The following is a 17,499-nucleotide window of genomic DNA, read 5'->3' as shown; positions in this document are numbered from 1 at the left end:
GCATTTTTTGGGAGTTGGTAATTGGTAATTGCAGCCACCAGAGACTTTGATGTCACTATTCGACTAATAACTACTGACTCATTACTAATTACCCATAACTAATGGCACCTCTGTCAAGTGCAGAAACAAGATTCTGCTGCCAATAAAAATCAAAATTGCTCCGCCCAATATCTCAATTTTATTAGCAAACAAGTTGCCGCACTTGTGTCCGATAAACACGCCTGCAAAGGCTAAAAAGAAAGTAATAAATCCGATCGCAGTCACCGCAGGAGCAATAGAATCTTTCAGGACAGCAAATCCGAGGCCAACTGCTAGGGCATCGATACTCGTCGCCACCGACAGCGTTATCAAAGTCCCCGTATCTAAGGGATTGAACTTTTTCTCGCATTCTTCGCTTTGCAGCGATTCATAAATCATTCTCCCGCCAATGAAACTCAAAAGCCCAAAAGCTATCCAATGGTCGATCGGTGTTATCAAAAAACTAAAACTAAGACCGATCAACCATCCCACTACGGGCATTAAAGCTTGAAAACCTCCGAAAAATAAGGCAATTTTTAAAGCTTTATTGACCTTCATGTGTTTGATTGCTAAACCGCTAGAAACAGCAACCGCAAAAGCATCTGCTGCTAGTCCCAAGGAAAGTAATATGGTAGTGGCTGCATCCATTTTTGTAAAGTGTTATGTGTGATAAATAAAATATTTCTCTTGACCGTTTTAGTTTACACTAAATTTTGATACAATTGCGTTTTTATCATAATCTATTCATTTTTGAATCACATTTATTTCACAATTGACGAGGGTTGAAAAAATCAGAGCTTAGCTGTATTGTGTAAAAGATTATTTATCAAGTAGCAGAATCGACTATGCCGCAATCTAGACCCTACCAGCCATTGCTGCTCAGATTACTGCATGGGGTTAACGCTGCGATCGCCCTTTTAGCAATTTTGAGCGCATTTCTGGTTTACAACACCTACGATGGGCGGTTTGGTAAAGTCTCCGTACCTCAGATTGCAGATATTATCGGGATTCACGGAACTTTTGGCAAGATGTTGCTGTTAGGAATAATGCCGGCTTTTGCATTGTACAGTTTCCACGCCGGTCAAAAACGCTTGGTGCAGCCGGATTCTTTTGGGAAACTAACGCAGTTGGGAAAACCGATTTGGTGGTACAGTTTGCACCGGATTGTGAATACGTTGATGTTGCTGGCACTGACTTGGGCGATCGCTTCTGGCAGTATGGTTAAGGAAGAATGGCTGCCCGCTGGGGAATTGACGCAGGTTTGGTATTATTTACACGCTTCTGGTTGGGTGGTATTGGTATTTTGTCTGGCAATGCACTTGTTGATGAGTGCGAAGGTGGGGGGGGTTCCACTAATTTTGTCGATGTTTGATGCCGCATATCGCCCGGAAGATTCGCCGGCTGCTTGGTGGAAGAAAATTCGCTCTTTGGTCGATCGCTCTTAATTTGAAAATGAACAGAAATATTTTATTAATTGTTGTGGAAGTCTTGGTAATGGGAGGCTGGTTGTTGGCTGTGGTTGCACCTTTATTATTTCCCTAATCCTATCATAGCAATTTGGGTTAACAAATGATCGTGAGGTTTGTAGTGAGGACTTCAGCCTTCCGTTTGATGAGGACTAAAGTCTGGACTGTGAAGCCACATTAAGATTTTCGCGCCGCTTGCTGGCAAGATTTGTGATATCAATTCCGGTACCATCGTCAGACGTAAAATCCAGTCAACAGTCAACAATCACAGATGGTGCAATCAACCGAAATCCATCTAATTCATCTGCGTTAATCTGTGTTAATCTGCCTGTATCTGCGGTCAAAAAAGAGAATTTCTTCACCGCAGATGACAAGGGATTGACGCTGATTCACGCAGATAAAGAGAAGAGAGATAGGAATAATTCCGATGCTAACAGATTTGATATGACGGGTTTCCCTGGCGGCAAGATGCGAGATCAAACGATCGGCAATTTTACCGTAAACTCAGCACCGCCCCCAGTTTTAGATTTAATTTTAGGTTGAACCGGAGATGCAACTGTCAGGCTGCCGCCGTGCAATTCTACAATAATTTTATAGCACACCGACAGATCCAACCCTGTAAAATTTTTAAAGGATTTAGTAGGGGAAAACTGGTCAAACATTCTGGGTTGAATTTCCGGCGGAATTATAGATCCATTGTGGGCGATCGATACAACAATAAATCTGCCTGTATATTCCTCGACAATATCGGTTTTGATTGTAATAAGTTGAGCCGAGTTTTCAATCGTTTTAACTGCATCTATAGCATTGATAATGAGACTCGCGAATACCTGGCTCAGTTGACCGGGATAACACAAAATTGGCGGCAGATTGTGGTACTCCTTGACTACTAATATTTTTTGCTCCAGTCTGTGAGCCAGCAACAGCAAAATATTGTCGATGCTCTCATTAACGTTGGCGTGTTCTTTGTTGGCTTCGTCAGGAAGTGAAAATTTCCTCAAAGCCAGGACTATTTGGCGAATGCCATCGGCTCCTATTTTCAAAAACTTGAGGATTTGCGGCAACTCTTGGCTGATAAAATCTAGGTCGCAACGCTCTATTCTTTTTGCAATTCGCGGCACAGGTTCGGGATATTGTTCTCGATAGAGGCGAATTATATGGAGCAAATCTTTGATATAATCGTTGAGGTGAATCAGGCGGCCGTAAATAAAGTTAATCGGGTTATTAATTTCCTGGGCAACTTCGGCGGCGAGTTGACCCACCATTGTAATTTTTTCACTTTGTACTAAATGCTCTTCGGTGATTCTGAGTTTGGCTAATACTTCTTCCAAAAGTTTGAGTTCTTCTTGAATTTGCCCGTGGAGTTGGGATTGGGAAATTGCGATCGCCAGCGAGTCGGCAATTGCTTCCAAAACTTCCACCTCGTCGGGAGTTGCAAACCGCCGATTTGCACAGGCCAACAGATATCCAAGGCGATGATTCTGAGTTAGTACGGGTATTGCTGCGTAGTGACTATTTGTGAGTTCGATATGGGCGTGTTCCTGAGACGCTGTGGCATCAGGGGCGGCGGTGTTATGTAGCAGAATCGTTTCGCAGCGGTGAAGCCGTGCAGCTAAATCTCCAGAGGGCCCTCCTGGAACACCAAAGATTCCCAAGCGCCCCGGCAAACCTTCCCGGCAATATTCCCAGCCAAATTTTAAAGTATCTTGTCGGGGATCGTACCATGCGAAAATTGCTCGATCGAGCTTCAGTAAAGTACCGAGTTCGTCTACTGTAGTTTGGAGGATGCGATCGAGGTGCAAGCAAGCGCGAATGCGGCCGGTCAAGCGGTGGAGAAGGCCTTCTGTGCGACTGCGAATGCAATTTAGGGCAAACAGCTTGAGCGCCACAATTGCTGCGAGAATAGCTGCGGCGGCAAGTATGCCGACGGTTACTGCTAGTATCTTGAAAGGAAAAATTTCTTTTTCGAGATTGTCGCGGGGAATTACGAGGGCGATCGACCATTCAGCTTGTTCTAAAGGAAGATAGGCCACATAAACTCTGGCGTCGTTGATTTGAGTCAGCACAATGCCCCTTTTTTGATAAACCATCTCCCGGGCTACATTCGCCAAATTAGCATCTGCGGACTCTAAAAGACTGGGAGCCGGCTTGTCGATATTTCCGATTAACCGAGCGTCGGGATGCACAATCGGCACTCCTTGAGAATTGAGAACAAAAGCGTAAGTTCCGGGGCCATATTCCAACTTTCTTACTACTTGGGCAATGCGGTCAATGCTAATGACGCCGTTCATTACTCCGATCGGCTTTTGTGCTGTTTTATCAATAGAATTTGCCGAATTCGACCACACCGGAGCCGAAATGGGAACAATACTTTGTCCTTTGATCGTCCGAGAAATGGTAGGATCTGAAACATAGACTTCCCCAGCCATTGCCTTTTTAAAGTATTGGCGGTCGCTCACATTAATCAACGCTCTGCCGACTTTTGTGGTGAAATAAGAACCGTCGGGATCAATTAATGCCAAGTGCTGGAATTCTTGCAGTCGATTTACTTCCGATTTTAAATAAGGCCCTGCCACTGACCAATTCATCGAACGAACGGGAGGAGTGTGGGCGAGGATTTCGATCTCAGCCTTTCTAGTGCCGAGCCAGCGATCGATATTGTTGGCGCGATCCCTAACTTCTAATAAAGCATTTCGCTCGCTTTTGGTGATAATCAAGCGGCGAACGCTTTGATAGCTAATACAAACAGTGATGCTAGCTGCCAGAATTGTTACCCCCAAAATTAAGAGCGCAGTTTGGTACCCAAGATGGTATTTGCCCTTTAATTCTGCTGGCAATATTCGAGTTAATTTCCACCACTTTACTCTCGCAAAGCTTCGCATGGTTTGACCAATTTGTGAGATTGAAATCCTTAGCTCACCTACGATATACTCGCCCGCCTGCCAGTAGTCTTAAACTACTAGCATTCAATAATTGCGGGGATTTTTTAATTTTTTCCCGCCGAGCGGCTCCTATCGTTTCCGGTTGCACTCCTTATGATATAAAGGACACGGCAGTGCCGTTTCCATACCCTGATTAATTGTAGGGACACGGCACTGCCGTGTCGAAAGCGGTGGGTAATATTAATTCCGAGGCTACCGATTTGATATCACTTTGTTAAACAGGAATAATATCATACCACATTTTTGAACACTTAAAAAAAATCATCAACTACTTAATTCTTTTTTACAGTCGTTAATAATTGATGTTATTTAGGTGATGTGAGTAGTAGACTTTTTAGGTTGAGATGTTTGGTGTGTGTCTTAATCAATAGTCCAGACAGTTTTTAGTTCGTAGGTAGTCTGAAACCCTTGAGTTTCGGTGGGTATTTCCAGTACGCAATCGCCTTGAAACTCTTATTTTACGGTTGGTAATCAAAAACAGTCCGAACAGTCCGCAGTATTCCTTAATAACGAAATATTAAAAGTTTTTCCTTCATTAATGAACGAAAAACTTATTAAATCTTTAATTTACATCTCAACAATCAAAACTATTTTCGGTGCATCCGCTGGCTGAGGCACTGCTAAATTGCCCCAGTTGCAGGATTGGTTTACAGAACCTTGTGAGTGTGTTCGTGCTGTTTCACATTGTCTTCAGTGCGAATGACGCGCTCGGAGTTGAGCACTCTTTTACGTTCTAAGGAGTAAGTAAAGTCGTTGCGAACTGTTCCCAAGGGAATGTGAAGTTGAGCTTGGGGGCGGATTTTGTAAGTGCGGGCAGCAGCGATCGCCCGAAAGGCAAATTCTTCGCTAAACTGAGCGGATGTCGGGAATTCTGGCAACATTTTGGGTGTTTCGCCGTCTAGCAAGGCTCCCAAAGTCGTCCCGCAAATCATTAAATAAGATGTGGGAATTCCCTTCAAAATTGCTTCTAAAGCTGCTGAGGGAATAGCTTCGATTACTTGCACTTCAAAAACTTCGCCTTCTTCTTTAATGAAGCAGGTAGCTACACCGACTGCTATGTAGTCGTCGGTGCAGAGATCAGGAGCGTTGGGATAAACTGTTGCAGTCGTCATAAGAAAAGCTTGGTAGTGTGGAAACTGGGAACGAGAAATTAAGCGATTTTAGATTTGAGATTTGAGATTTTTTCCACGGTTTTTTTCGGGAATTTTACCTAAAAAATCTCAAACCGGCCGTTCTAATACCTAAAATTTTTGGGTTAAGCTCCAAGGAGCCGATCGCACGAGTGTGTCGATCGTACCACATCAAGGTAGATGCCGGATGATTCGGCAAGGATTCCCCGCCGCCACGACGTTTGCGGGAATATCTTTGACAACAACACTGCCTGCGCCGATCGTGCTATTGTCGCCAATAGTGACTCCTGGACAAATAATACTGCCGCCGCCAATCCAAACATTATTGCCAATATTAATTTCAGCCGCGAGTTCTTGGCCAGAAAGTCTAATTTCCGGGTCTGTGGGGTGAAGAGCGGTGTAAATTTGTACGTTGGGGCCGCACAGTAAATTTTCGCCAATGTTAACTCGATTGCAGTCGAGAATCACGCAACCAAAATTCATGTACAACCCGTTTCCAGCATAAATATTGCTGCCATAGTCGCAGTAGAAAGGTGGCTCGATCTCAACTTTTGGCCCAACTGCACCGAACAATTCTGCAAGAATTTCTAACCGTTTGTCTGGTTCGTCTTCGCGGGTAGAATTGTAAGTTCTGGCGAGGCGGCGGGCTCGCTGGCGCTCTACAATTAATTGCTCATCAGCAGCTAAATACAATTCGCCGGCGAGCATTTTTTGTTTTTCGGTTTTTTCCATAAGAATAGGCGGTTGCAAGCGCCACTATACAAACTTTCGTCCCTCTCGCTTGAGACTGAAGAATAATCTAGGGTGCGCACTGCGCACCTTACTGAAGAATAATGTAGGGTGCGCATTGCGCACCTTACCGCTATAAGGGTGCGCACTGCGCACCTTACTGAAGAATAATGTAGGGTGCGCATTGCGCACCTTACCGCTATAATTAGCGCGTCAGATCATTTTTTGATGTTGCAGCATAAATTTAGGGTTCAGGTTTTGACTGCAAACAAACAGCTAAATCCAGATTGGCTAATTGCTCAAAAGCTCGATCGATCGCTCCTTTTCCCCGCAAAAAACCAGTATTTGCACCGGGACAAATATACTGTAAAGTTTCTGGCGAAAATCGATCGATAATTGACTTCACGCTGTTAATTTGCCTGGGCCAGTGAAAAGTTTTTGCCGTCAACAGCGGTACTGGGGCGGCTTCTCGGTTGGGGAGCAAGTGCCTACCCGAAAACAGCACTCCACCGCTGCCACTATGATAAAGGCAAGAGGAACCAGGAGAATGGCCAGGAGTCCAAAATGCTTTGATTCTATCGCTCACAACAAATTCTCGCTCAAAAACCGTCACCTTCAAACCCGGCAGTAAATAAGCTTCCTGCTCTTGAATCAGGATCTCGCACCCCGTGGCTTCCTGAATCTCCCGCGCCTTGGCGATAGCGCCGCGGTGGGTGAGAAACAGCAGTCGCACGCCGCCGTGTTCCCGCAAAAAAGTTTGGTTAATCTCATCCCAAGCGGGACAATCCACCAGGATGTTAGTTTGGTTTTCTACAATGAAATAGGCTGTTGCACCCAGAGTTTCCCGGTTAGGCGGGAAAGCAAGGATATTGTCGAGCACGGGCCTGGGTTGTTTGGAGACTAAACTCTGTTGTTTCAAGGAAGTATTTCAGAAGGGAATGGGATAAATATTATGTTCTTTTTACTATGGTTGTTCGTATTGGGGCTGATATCGTACTACTTGTTGCAGAACGGCACCAGCCGCATCACCCGGACTCCGATATGGCTGCTGTGGCTGGTAATGATGGCGCCGGCGCTGATTTGGAGTGGTTGGATTTTAGTTTACGGTACCAGCAAAACTGTACCGCCTGAGTTGGTAATTATACCTTTTCTGGTTTGCCCTTTTTTGTATTGGTTTTTGGTACAGTTGGGGCGCAAGAAAATTACCGCCGAAACTGCTGAGCAGGTAGCAGACTCGGAGACTGAACCTGTAAAGCCAAAACCGCCTTTGCGCCCTATAGATGCAGAAGAAGAAGCGAGTTTGCGCGATTGTTTTCCTTGGTCAATTTACTTTCTGCGAGATTTGGAATTTCGGCCGCAGGCTGTAATTTGTCGCGGACAGTTGCGGACGAACCCGGAGGCGGCTTATCAGGCAATTCGGGAGAATGTGGAGAGGCTTTTTGGCGATCGCTTTTTAGTAGTATTTCAAAACAGCTTGAGCGGTCAACCTTTTTTTGCTATTGTTCCCAATCCCAGCCACCAATCAGAAGAAACTCCTGTCAAAACCGAATCTGTAACTCGGCCATTTTTCGCATTAGCTTTGCTGCTGATCACGGTGTTTACGACTACGCTTGTCGGGACGCGACTTGCCGGAGTTACTGAACAAGCTTTGCAGTCCAACCCATCAATGTTGCTCCAGGGTTTGGCTTACTCGCTGGCTCTAATTACAATTTTAGCAATTCACGAATCCGGCCACTATTTAGCTGCCAGATTCTACAAAATTCGCACGACTCTGCCTTATTTTATCCCGATTCCTTTTTTCTTGGGAACTTTTGGCGCCTTTATTCAAATACGGAGCCCAATTCCCCACCGCCGAGCTTTATTTGATGTTAGCATTGCCGGCCCCCTTGCGGGTTTAGTGGCGACAGTGCCATTATTAATTTGGGGTTTGAATCATTCGACTATTGTACCGCTGTCTGACAAGTCGGGAATGTTAAATTTTGACTCTTTCAAACCCAATTTTTCGCTGCTGATGACTCTCTTGAGCAAGTTAACCTTGGGCGGTGGTTTGAATGCGGAAACTGCGATCGATTTGCATCCGGTAGCGGTGGCGGGTTATTTGGGTTTGATCGTGACGGCGTTTAATTTGATGCCGGTGGGACAACTCGACGGCGGGCACATCGTACACGCGATGTTCGGCCAGCGAGCGAGTATGGCGATCGGGCAAGTTGCTAGACTTTGTATGTTGCTGCTTTCTTTTTTGGAACAGGGTTTGCTGCTGTGGGCGATTATTTTGTTTTTGACGCCACTAAACGACGAACCAGCCCTGAATGATGTCAGTGAATTGGATAATCGCCGGGATTTTTTGGGGTTGCTGGCGATCGGGCTTTTGTTAATGATTTTGTTACCGGCGCCCAGGGTACTCCTTGAGTGGTTAAATGTTTAGAAGGAAGTTCGGCAACGGATTTTGTAACGGATAGAAGAAAGAAGCAGCAAGAAAGAGGGAAGAAGGATTGAGTGATCGGGCGAGAGAAAGAAGAGGAAAGAAGGAAGAAAAGAGAGGTTTACCAATTCTGCAAGGGTTGCTATATTAGGACTTACGCGATGGAAACCGGGTTTCTTCCTAGAAACTTCGCTACCAAACCAAGATTTTTCGCAGAAACCAGGTTTCTTTCGTGGAAGTTTTTATACAATCGTATTTAGAATTTATCCACTCGCTTTCTATCTCGAAGTAATCTTTATTTTCACCGACTGATTAGAGAAATATGTCTTACAAATCCTTTACTTTCCAACAATTAAAAGAGCGATTTGGATTGGAACCGTCACTCAGTCCTATTTTGAGTGCGAAGGTTAAGCCTTTAGAACCCTCCGAATGGTTTTGGAGAACCATCGAAATTAGTTCTCACACTGCTGTTACAACTGCCAAAGAACGTTCGGAACGGATTATTTCTCCTATTATGTTAGAATTGAGAGAAAGGAACAACAGACAATTTTCTCTTTTTTCTGGTTGGTCATTTGATGTAGATGCTGAGCTGGGATTGAATGGGGAATGCGACTTTCTACTCTCTTCCGTGCCGTTGGATTTTGAAATTAAAGTTCCGGTTTTGGCCTTGAGACAAACGAAAGGCCCAGAAATAGAATCTTGTCTGCCACAGTGTGCAGCACAAATGGTAGCTGCTCAGCTATTTAACGAACGCGAACACAATTCCATACCTGCAATATATGGCTGCGTAACTACTGGCGTTGTCTGGCGGTTTCTTAAATTAGAAGGAAATAATTTAATTATTGATGTTGATGTTTATTGTCTCGATAATGTTCCTATGATTTTAGGGGTTTTGCAAACAATCGTTAATTTATACCAATAATTTGACGAATATAATAAAATAGGTTTGTAGGTAAAAATCCCTTGTAATTACAAACTTACTGAGATTTTTTGACCGGAGGCGAGAGCGAAAAAGTTTGATCGCCAATTAAATAATCTAGCTGGACAAATGATCTCAATTACTCCTGAACAAATAGCGCTAATTCCGATTTATCGCGAGAAGTGGCGACAAATTGGACTTTCGATAAAACCGATCGATCGCCCGCAAGCTACAGCCGCCATCAACACCGCCTACAACATCATCGGCTTTCCTGAACCAAAAATTATTTTCTGTGACAGCCCTGACGCTGCTTTGCAAGCTTTTAAACCGCTCAGGGAAGGCGATTTTGGCAGCGAGTTGGGCCGGGAAATTCGCAACAAAATTTACAATGAATTGTACAATCAATTGAGGGATCAACTCGGCAGCGAACTGGAAAACCAACTTTACAGCAAACTTTACAACCCGCTGTTCGACCAATTGATGGGTCAATTGCACGGTCAAATTAAAGATGAAATTCTCAACAGATTTATCGGCGAATTAGAGAGCGGTTGTGACAGCATCCTGAACCGCCAATTTTACAACAATAACTACATAGTTTCAGAATTGTCCGCTTGTCACGGCAGTTGGGTGGATGTTTGCATTTCAGTGTTAAATTTAGAGTACGATCGCCCTTTATAGTCAGCCTTTAAATCTTTAGTGGAAAACTGCGGCTGGATTTACCCGTTTGAGAAAAAGTGCTTTGTGTGCGATCGCCCGATCCAACTTCATTTTGACAGCGAATATTTGCTCCACGCTTTATGTCAACCAGCCGTTGAATTTGCTGACCAGTTCAGTGTAGACTCTTATCGTGGCGTCCGACTACCGGAAATAATCGGTCAAGTTCCGCCACAGTCTTGGCAAGCTTCATGGCTGTTAACAGAACATAATGCCGAAGTGCGGCGAGTTTTGATTCAGGCGATCGGCTATCCGAGAATTTGTCAAGAATTGCAAGCAACAGAATTGGATACTTGGCAAGAATATACTTTGTTAAAAATTGAGAATAATATTGACAGAGAGCCAATTTATTTGTTAAATATGAGTTGTCCGAGTACGGGACACCTTCATGCCTTGCGAGTGCCGCCAAAAGTGCGATCCTCTTCGAGGGCTTCGCTAACGGCTAAAGAAGCGATTAGCTGGGTAAATTGGGGAATCCATCCAGGAAATTATGCAGTGCAAACGTGAACCTATCTACTCTACTCTTTTATTGATTCAGTACAATAGCTCGGATAATCTACTCAAATAATGAACTAGCTATGAATATTTTTGTACTCTCTTCACGGGCTTTAGTCTCAAATGTATCCTGGGACCCAGTTTATGAATTAGAAAATATTGTTGTACGAACCTGCAACGCACAACTTTTGGTACCATCTGCCCGCGATGTAATCCAGTGGTCATCCACACTTTATCCGCTAGCCAGTCGAATAGTCCGTAAAGCTGTTAAGTCTACTACAGGTTTATATAATTTACCACTTTTACCTCAATTGTCGGACAAACCCAATGTTTTACTGATGATTGGTATATCAGGAGCATATCTGGAACTACTCTCAAGTATACCTAAGTGGAGGGAGCGTTTTGATGTTGTCATCGCTTATATTTTCGATTCTTGGGCACCGGAAATTTATTCAAAAAATGTCTATCATTTAGATCATTTATTCGTTGCACTTCCTGAAATTATAGATGAACTGAAAAAACGTTTTGGTATACCAGTATCGCTGATCCCTTTTGCTGCTGATGTTCTCGCTCAGGGTTCGTGTCAACTCAAGCGTTCAATAGATTTAGCAAGCTTCGGGCGGATACCCTCACAGTATGACACTGTGTTTTTCAATAAATTCAATCAACTTGGTTCCGAACAAATTTACTATAAATCTACGCCCAGGAAGGCAGAGGAATTTCCTAAATTGCCTTACGAAATGCGTAGAGACGAGCCAGATACTCGGCTGCTATTTCACATTCTCAGACATAGCAAACTCACCTTGGCATTTGACACGCTCTATCCCTATCCTGGTATGCGTAAGTTTCCTTACTCGTTTATTACACTGCGTTGGTTTTATGGTACTGCGACTGGCGGTGCGGTAGTTGGGAAGCGTCCAACTACACCTCTAATGGATGAGTTGATGAATTGGGAAGATGCTACTATTGAGTTGCCCGATGACCCGCAAAAAAGTGTTGAATTGATTAATGAACTTTTACAGGACGAGGTGAGGCTTAATTCTATCTACAAACGCAACTATGTGGAGAGTTTAGCCCGTCACGATTGGAGGCATCGGATTCAAAGTATGCTGGAAGCTGTGAAAATTCCTCTACCGCAGGGACTGCTAGAAGAATTGTCACAGATGAAGATGATTCATGAAAAAATGGTCAGCCGATTTTAGATTGGGAATTTGGGATTTGGGATTGGAGAATTACTCCTGTCCTGAGTCTGCGAAGGAATGAATCTGGGGAACCCGGGACTAAATTGCTTGATTGCCATGCCAGAGCAGATTGTAGACAAATAAAAGTGATAGATTTAAAGGGGATCACGATCGACTTTGCCGTCGATTTATTTACCGCGCTAATGGGCAATACTTTGTTCGCGCTTTCCAGCGGAACTGACTAGAGATGATTAAGTTTTTTCTATTGTTAGAAGCAACTTAATCATTTGAAAACCCAGCCAGTCTTTATACGGAATTTTACATCGATTCGTATTGATAAATAAGAAGTCACAGATATCCATGTCAGGGAACAGGTATGGAAAGGGGATGCAGATAAAACCCAATCTTTTTAACCGGTTGGTAATTTTGTTAACTTCCTCAGTGCTAATAGAACCTGGCACAAAATCGTGAAACTCTACAGTGAGCTGCTTAACAGTGCAGAGCGTGGCATCCCTAGTTGAGTTAAAAACGGCTTCTTCAGCACCTTCAATATCTATCTTCAACAAATCAACTAACTCGATTCTCTGTTTGTTCAGAAAAGTTTCTAAAGTGATACCATCCACTGATATCTCTCCCTGAAGGCCGTAGGCACTAGCAGCTTCCTGACTAATACTGTTACATTCTCTATTATCTGAAATATATATATTTAATGGCTCGTTCCGGTCGGATATAGCATAATTAAACTTTTTAAGTAAGCCATTCTCTGGGAGTTGAGAATACACAGAAGGAACGGCTTCTATGGCGTAACAGGTACAATTGAATTCGCGAGTTATCGCTTCGCTAAATTGACCGACATTGGCGTCTACCTAAATTGATAACTCAAGAGTCAGAGCCTAGGATTTTAGAATAAATAGTATGAGTTATGAGATTGCTCAATCCTGAATGCTTTTGCCAGAAATCGATAGATTTGACTAATAAATTATAAAGTGTCATGAGTGGCGGAATAAATTATGGTTAATACCAACATTAAAAACCATGTGTGCCGACTTAGTGAGGAAAATTAATTAATTAATTGTAACAATACTTTGGTAGGATATACTCTGGCAGCTAAAACCCACAACTTCAAATCGACATGAGCCAGCATTCAGACCGCATTGCCCCTCACGGCGGCACCCTGGTCAACCGCATTGCCACACTAGACCAAAGACAAGAATTTTTCGACAAAGCAGAGTCTCTGCCGCGAGTCCAGTTGTCGGATCGATCGATCTCTGACCTGCAAATGATCGCCATCGGCGCCCTGAGTCCCCTCAAAGGGTTCATGAACGAAGCTGATTATCGATCGGTCGTTAAACAAATGCGCCTCTCCAACGGCCTTCCGTGGTCGGTTCCCATCACCCTCTCAGTAACAGAAGAAGTCGCCGCCCCCCTGAAAGCAGGAACTTTAGTGCGCCTCGACACCCCAGCGGGCGAGTTTGCCGGCATCTTGGAACTTGCAGAAAAATATCACTACAGTAAAGAAGAAGAAGCCCTCAACGTCTACCGCACCGACGACCTCAAACACCCGGGTGTCCAGGTAGTAGACCAATCCGGGCCCGTTAACCTCGCAGGCGATGTTTGGCTGCTGGAACGCGAACTAGATGTCCGCTTTCCCCAATACCAAATTGACCCGGCGAAATCGAGAATGCTGTTCACAGAAAAAGGATGGAAAACCATAGTCGGTTTCCAAACCCGAAACCCCATTCACCGGGCCCACGAATATATCCAAAAATGTGCCTTAGAAACAGTAGACGGCTTGTTCTTGCACCCGCTAGTCGGGACGACAAAAGAAGACGACATCCCGGCTGATGTGCGGATGCGCTGCTACGAAATTCTGCTAGAAAAATACTATCCAAAAGATCGCGTAATTTTGGCAATTAATCCGGCGGCGATGCGCTACGCCGGACCGCGAGAAGCAATTTTTCATGCTTTAATCCGCAAAAACTACGGCTGCACTCACTTTATCGTGGGGCGCGATCATGCTGGAGTTGGCGATTATTACGGCACTTACGATGCCCAACATATTTTTGATGAATTTGAGCCGGGAGAATTGGGAATTGTGCCGATGAAATTCGAGCACGCTTTCTATTGCACGCTGACAGAACAAATGGCTACAACTAAAACAAGCCCCAGCACTCCCGAACAACGGGTGCATTTGTCGGGAACCAAAGTTCGGGAAATGCTGCGCGCTGGAAAATTGCCGCCGCCCCAGTTTTCCCGGCCGGAAGTTGCCGCAGAATTAGCCAAGGCAATGAATATTTTTAGTTACGAGATTTAAATCTCCAACTTTGGTGTGGGCGACATTCTGAAGAGTTTTGAATTTTGAGTTTTGAGTTTAAATTTTACAGTTTTAAACTTAAAGCTCAAAAGTTAAAAGTAAAAAAAAATATCTTAATAGTACACACTCACACCCTAATAAAATTCCCTAAAATTATTGAGGGGAATTTAACTGAAAATTCAAAACTTAAAATTCAAAGCTATTTAAAAATGGGACTCAAGCGGCGGGAATTTTTGCAGCAAGCTGGCCGGGTGCTGGCCGCCATCGGCATCAGCGATGCTTTGTGGCTGCGGTTGGGCGATCGCTACCTCCAAGCCTTAGCCCAGCCGACAGCCCGCAAATTGGCTTTGTTGGTGGGCGTTGACAAATATCCAGACTCACCCCTGCACGGCTGCGTCACGGATGTGGAATTGCAGCGGGAATTGCTGATATATCGGTTTGGGTTTGTGCCGTCAGACATTTTGACTTTGACTGACGCTAAAGCTACGAGGGAGAATATCGAGACGGCTTTTGTAACTCACTTGACTCAACAAGCAAAACCCGGTGACGTGGTAGTTTTTCACTTTAGCGGCTGCGGGAGTCGAGTCAGCTTGGCCGAGTCTCCCGGAAAAATGCACAACAGTTTGGTGCCGGCGGATGATGTTTTGCCGTTGTTAGCAAACCGGGCGGTGAACGATATTTTAGAGGAAACGCTGTTGCTGTTGATGCGATCGCTCGCGACAGAAAATGCGATCGCCATCCTCGACACCAGCTACCCCTATCGGGGTTTCCCCACAAACGGCAACTTTCGCATTCGCTCCCGCCCCCGCCCCACCATCGGCGAGCCAAGCCTCGGAGAATTAACGTTCGCTCAAGACCTGCACTCACGCACAACTCTCCGTCCTGCGGCCACCATACTGGCCGCGGGTGCGAATTCCCAACTCGCCGCCGAACAAGAGTGGAACGGATTTACCGCAGGTTTGTTTACCTACGCCCTCACCCAAACTTTGTGGTGGGCAACTCCCGCTAGCAGCTTCAGCGTCAGTTTCAGTCGGGCGGCGGGTAAAGTCGAGCAAATCGCGGGGTTATCGCAGCAACCGCAAATTCTCAATCACGATTTAACAACCGCGCCGGCGGTGAATTTTTCAAATTTAATCTTGAATTCGCCTGCATCTGACGGCGCTGTGACGGCGGTGGAAGATGGAGGCAAAACTGTGCAGTTGTGGCTGGGCGGGTTGTCGCCGGGGGTTTTGGAGTGCGGCGCGGGTTCTGTGTTTGCTGTGGATTCCTCGGAGGGCGCGAGGCTTTTGCTGCGGGGACGCACGGGCCTCTCTGCTAAAGCCCAAGTTTTAGACGGGTTCGATCGAACTTTCGGCGAATTAACAGTCGGCGAAGTGGTGAGGGAAGAAATTCGGGTATTGCCGCGAAACATCGGTTTGACAGTAGCTTTGGACTCGGGTTTGGAACGCATCGAGCGGGTGGACGCTACTAGCGCCTTTGCGACTGTGCCGCAAGTTTCGGCGGTAGGCAGCGAGCAATTGGCTGACTGTCGGTTCGGCAGAGTCCCGGAAACAACTTTAGCCGAAACAGTCTCGCCTCACGAGCCTGCTTTGTCTCAAAGCCGTTACGGTTTGTTTTCTTTGGCTCAAATGCTGATTCCCGATACTCAGGGCGACGGGGGAGAAGCAGTCAAGGTGGCGGTGCAGCGCTTGACTCTGCAGTTGAAAGCGCTGCACGCGGGGAAATTGCTACGGCTGACAGCCAATGAGGGGTCTTCGCGCCTGAAGGTGCGGGCGGAGTTGGCAACTCTCGCACCGCAAGCGCGGGCTGTGGCGCAGCGAGAGCCGGTGCGGGCCGGCGGTGATTATCGGCTGCAACCGCTGAGCGGGGAAAGTGAGAAATCCGCAAGCGCTCATATACTAAGTTTGCCAGAAGGCAGCCGAGTTCGGTACAGATTGTATAACGACAGCGAGCGCCCGGTTTACTTTGCGGTGTTTTGCACGGACAGCGCGGGACGGCTGTCCGTGCTCGGCACTGAAGGCAAAGATGCTGTGGGAGGAATGTCGCGGGCGATCGCTCCTGGGGAGAATGTGACCGTGCCGGCGGCTGGGGCGATGGGGTGGGCGGTATCTGGGCCGATCGGACTTGCAGAAATTATGATTATATTTAGTGAGAGTCCCTTCGCTCAAACTCTGGCTGCCATAGAAGCCGAAATGCAGCAAACGAGGGATGCCCTGCCAATTCGAGTGTTGTTGAATCCTTTAAATGTGGCGCGGGCGGTACTCGAAGATTTGCACGCCGCTAGCATTCCGGGGGTGCAGAAAGTGGGAATATCGACGGACGATTGGGCTTTGGATGTGAATGTTTGGGCAACTCTGAGTTTTGTTTATCGGGTGGTTTAATTTGCGAATGGGTAATTGGGAATGTTTTCTATAACCTCTAATCCGAATCTATCCGAGTACGAAATCGATATTCACTTCCAAATCAGGAAAGGCGAGCGACGCAACTTGTTGACCTCGCCAAAATTTTTGGATTAAACTGTAACCATTAGGAGTCGGCTGGCGGTAAACTTCTAAACATTGTGCCTCTATATCTACTAGCCAGACTTCAGGAATGAGCGATCGAGCGTAAATAAGAACTTTCACATCTCGATCGTAATCAACCGTGCTATCGGATACTTCTACCAACAGCAAAACTTCTGAGGGTACTGGATGTGCTGTTGAATAGTAATCAGCCCGGGGTTGCAGCAATACTACATCAGGTTGAGGTTCGGTGCGCTCGCTCAACTGGATGGGGTTTTGCACATCCAGAAAAGCCCGGTTACTGGGAATTTCGCTGAAAAGTCCGATGAATCGTCTTACACAGGAAGCATGACGAGTTCCAATTGCTGCCATTTGGATAAGTTCTCCTTCTATCAGTTCTACCCGATCGCCCTCGGAAAGAATACCAGCTTTGCCCATTAAATGATATTCTTCTACTGTCAACAACCTTTTGAGTAATTGCACTGCCATAACCCACCGCGCTGCTAATTATTTTTTAAATTGTAGTCGATCGGCCAAGGAAGAAGTCATGTTCAGCGGTCATGGGTAATTGGTAATTGGTAACTTGTACAGCCCTTCGACTTACTCCGGCTACGCTCAGCACGAGTCGCTCAGGAACCGCGTACCCGAAGTATTGCGAATGTTAACAG

The 17,499-nt window shown here is 45.6% G+C and carries 14 protein-coding genes and 1 pseudogene; 8 read left to right on the top strand and 7 right to left on the bottom strand.

What is annotated here, in order from left to right; all coding sequences use genetic code 11:
• Window positions 1-84 precede the first annotated feature (84 nt).
• Window positions 85-666 (bottom strand): manganese efflux pump MntP family protein, encoded by a 582-nt coding sequence (locus QUB77_RS17535; RefSeq protein ID WP_333175148.1) that lies wholly within the window; start codon window positions 664-666, stop codon window positions 85-87.
• A gap of 197 nt (window positions 667-863) precedes the next feature.
• Between QUB77_RS17535 and QUB77_RS17530 the strand changes: the two genes are divergently transcribed.
• On the top strand, window positions 864-1,463 hold the full coding sequence (locus QUB77_RS17530; RefSeq protein WP_333175150.1) for a cytochrome b/b6 domain-containing protein: 600 nt from the start codon (window positions 864-866) through the stop codon (window positions 1,461-1,463).
• A 497-nt stretch (window positions 1,464-1,960) separates the two neighbouring features.
• On the opposite strand, the gene QUB77_RS17525 is transcribed toward QUB77_RS17530, so the two are convergent.
• The 4 genes from QUB77_RS17525 to QUB77_RS17510 form a co-directional block, all read right to left on the bottom strand.
• The gene (locus tag QUB77_RS17525) at window positions 1,961-4,321 is read right to left on the bottom strand and encodes a cache domain-containing protein (protein WP_333295999.1); all 2,361 of its coding nucleotides are present in this window, start codon (window positions 4,319-4,321) and stop codon (window positions 1,961-1,963) included.
• A gap of 752 nt (window positions 4,322-5,073) precedes the next feature.
• Window positions 5,074-5,538: a hypothetical protein gene (locus tag QUB77_RS17520; protein ID WP_333175155.1), complete on the bottom strand. Its 465-nt coding sequence runs from the start codon at window positions 5,536-5,538 to the stop codon at window positions 5,074-5,076.
• Window positions 5,539-5,727: 189 nt separating this feature from the next.
• Window positions 5,728-6,288 (bottom strand): sugar O-acetyltransferase, encoded by a 561-nt coding sequence (locus QUB77_RS17515; RefSeq protein WP_333175158.1) that lies wholly within the window; start codon window positions 6,286-6,288, stop codon window positions 5,728-5,730.
• 241 nt (window positions 6,289-6,529) lie between these two features.
• Complete coding sequence (locus QUB77_RS17510) at window positions 6,530-7,204, bottom strand: MBL fold metallo-hydrolase (RefSeq protein WP_333175161.1); 675 nt, start codon at window positions 7,202-7,204, stop codon at window positions 6,530-6,532.
• Window positions 7,205-7,237: 33 nt separating this feature from the next.
• Between QUB77_RS17510 and QUB77_RS17505 the strand changes: the two genes are divergently transcribed.
• The 5 genes from QUB77_RS17505 to QUB77_RS17485 all read left to right on the top strand — a co-directional run bounded on the left by QUB77_RS17505 (window position 7,238) and on the right by QUB77_RS17485 (window position 12,037).
• On the top strand, window positions 7,238-8,710 hold the full coding sequence (locus tag QUB77_RS17505) for a site-2 protease family protein (RefSeq protein WP_333175163.1): 1,473 nt from the start codon (window positions 7,238-7,240) through the stop codon (window positions 8,708-8,710).
• Between the two features lie 319 nt (window positions 8,711-9,029).
• Entirely contained in the window at window positions 9,030-9,629 is a 600-nt protein-coding gene (locus tag QUB77_RS17500; RefSeq protein WP_333175166.1) for a hypothetical protein, read from the top strand.
• A gap of 126 nt (window positions 9,630-9,755) precedes the next feature.
• Window positions 9,756-10,304: a hypothetical protein gene (locus tag QUB77_RS17495; protein ID WP_333175168.1), complete on the top strand. Its 549-nt coding sequence runs from the start codon at window positions 9,756-9,758 to the stop codon at window positions 10,302-10,304.
• An 18-nt stretch (window positions 10,305-10,322) separates the two neighbouring features.
• Window positions 10,323-10,847 carry a DUF6745 domain-containing protein gene (locus tag QUB77_RS17490; RefSeq protein WP_333175170.1) on the top strand — a complete coding sequence of 175 codons (525 nt, stop codon included), beginning with the start codon at window positions 10,323-10,325 and terminating at the stop codon, window positions 10,845-10,847.
• 71 nt (window positions 10,848-10,918) lie between these two features.
• Window positions 10,919-12,037 (top strand): glycosyltransferase, encoded by a 1,119-nt coding sequence (locus tag QUB77_RS17485; protein WP_333175173.1) that lies wholly within the window; start codon window positions 10,919-10,921, stop codon window positions 12,035-12,037.
• Window positions 12,038-12,267: 230 nt separating this feature from the next.
• On the opposite strand, the pseudogene QUB77_RS17480 reads toward QUB77_RS17485, so the two are convergent.
• Window positions 12,268-12,867, bottom strand: a pseudogene (locus tag QUB77_RS17480) (FkbM family methyltransferase); the annotation flags it as partial.
• Window positions 12,868-13,148: 281 nt separating this feature from the next.
• Between QUB77_RS17480 and sat the strand changes: the two are divergent.
• Window positions 13,149-14,330, top strand: a complete 1,182-nt coding sequence (gene sat / locus QUB77_RS17475; protein ID WP_333175176.1) for a sulfate adenylyltransferase — start codon at window positions 13,149-13,151, stop codon at window positions 14,328-14,330.
• A 209-nt stretch (window positions 14,331-14,539) separates the two neighbouring features.
• Window positions 14,540-16,711: a caspase family protein gene (locus QUB77_RS17470; protein ID WP_333175179.1), complete on the top strand. Its 2,172-nt coding sequence runs from the start codon at window positions 14,540-14,542 to the stop codon at window positions 16,709-16,711.
• Window positions 16,712-16,759: 48 nt separating this feature from the next.
• Here QUB77_RS17470 and QUB77_RS17465 read toward each other — a convergent pair whose 3' ends face one another.
• A complete protein-coding gene (locus tag QUB77_RS17465) occupies window positions 16,760-17,320 on the bottom strand; it encodes a Uma2 family endonuclease (protein WP_333175182.1) in 561 nt (186 codons plus the stop codon).
• Window positions 17,321-17,499: the final 179 nt, after the last annotated feature.

Source organism: Microcoleus sp. AT9b-C3, assembly GCF_036705485.1.
GTDB lineage: Bacteria > Cyanobacteriota > Cyanobacteriia > Cyanobacteriales > Microcoleaceae > Microcoleus.
Note: the sequence above shows the minus strand (reverse complement) of the source record. Positions and strands in the feature narration are given on the sequence as shown.

What these genes read in the sequence shown, in the direction of transcription:
- QUB77_RS17535 (WP_333175148.1), bottom strand. Translation starts at nt 666, where the DNA reads ATGGATGCAGCCACTACCATATTACTTTCCTTGGGACTAGCAGCAGAT.
- QUB77_RS17530 (WP_333175150.1), top strand. Translation starts at nt 864, where the DNA reads ATGCCGCAATCTAGACCCTACCAGCCATTGCTGCTCAGATTACTGCAT.
- QUB77_RS17520 (WP_333175155.1), bottom strand. Translation starts at nt 5,538, where the DNA reads ATGACGACTGCAACAGTTTATCCCAACGCTCCTGATCTCTGCACCGAC.
- QUB77_RS17515 (WP_333175158.1), bottom strand. Translation starts at nt 6,288, where the DNA reads ATGGAAAAAACCGAAAAACAAAAAATGCTCGCCGGCGAATTGTATTTA.
- QUB77_RS17505 (WP_333175163.1), top strand. Translation starts at nt 7,238, where the DNA reads ATGTTCTTTTTACTATGGTTGTTCGTATTGGGGCTGATATCGTACTAC.
- QUB77_RS17500 (WP_333175166.1), top strand. Translation starts at nt 9,030, where the DNA reads ATGTCTTACAAATCCTTTACTTTCCAACAATTAAAAGAGCGATTTGGA.
- QUB77_RS17495 (WP_333175168.1), top strand. Translation starts at nt 9,756, where the DNA reads ATGATCTCAATTACTCCTGAACAAATAGCGCTAATTCCGATTTATCGC.
- QUB77_RS17485 (WP_333175173.1), top strand. Translation starts at nt 10,919, where the DNA reads ATGAATATTTTTGTACTCTCTTCACGGGCTTTAGTCTCAAATGTATCC.
- sat (WP_333175176.1), top strand. Translation starts at nt 13,149, where the DNA reads ATGAGCCAGCATTCAGACCGCATTGCCCCTCACGGCGGCACCCTGGTC.
- QUB77_RS17470 (WP_333175179.1), top strand. Translation starts at nt 14,540, where the DNA reads ATGGGACTCAAGCGGCGGGAATTTTTGCAGCAAGCTGGCCGGGTGCTG.
- QUB77_RS17465 (WP_333175182.1), bottom strand. Translation starts at nt 17,320, where the DNA reads ATGGCAGTGCAATTACTCAAAAGGTTGTTGACAGTAGAAGAATATCAT.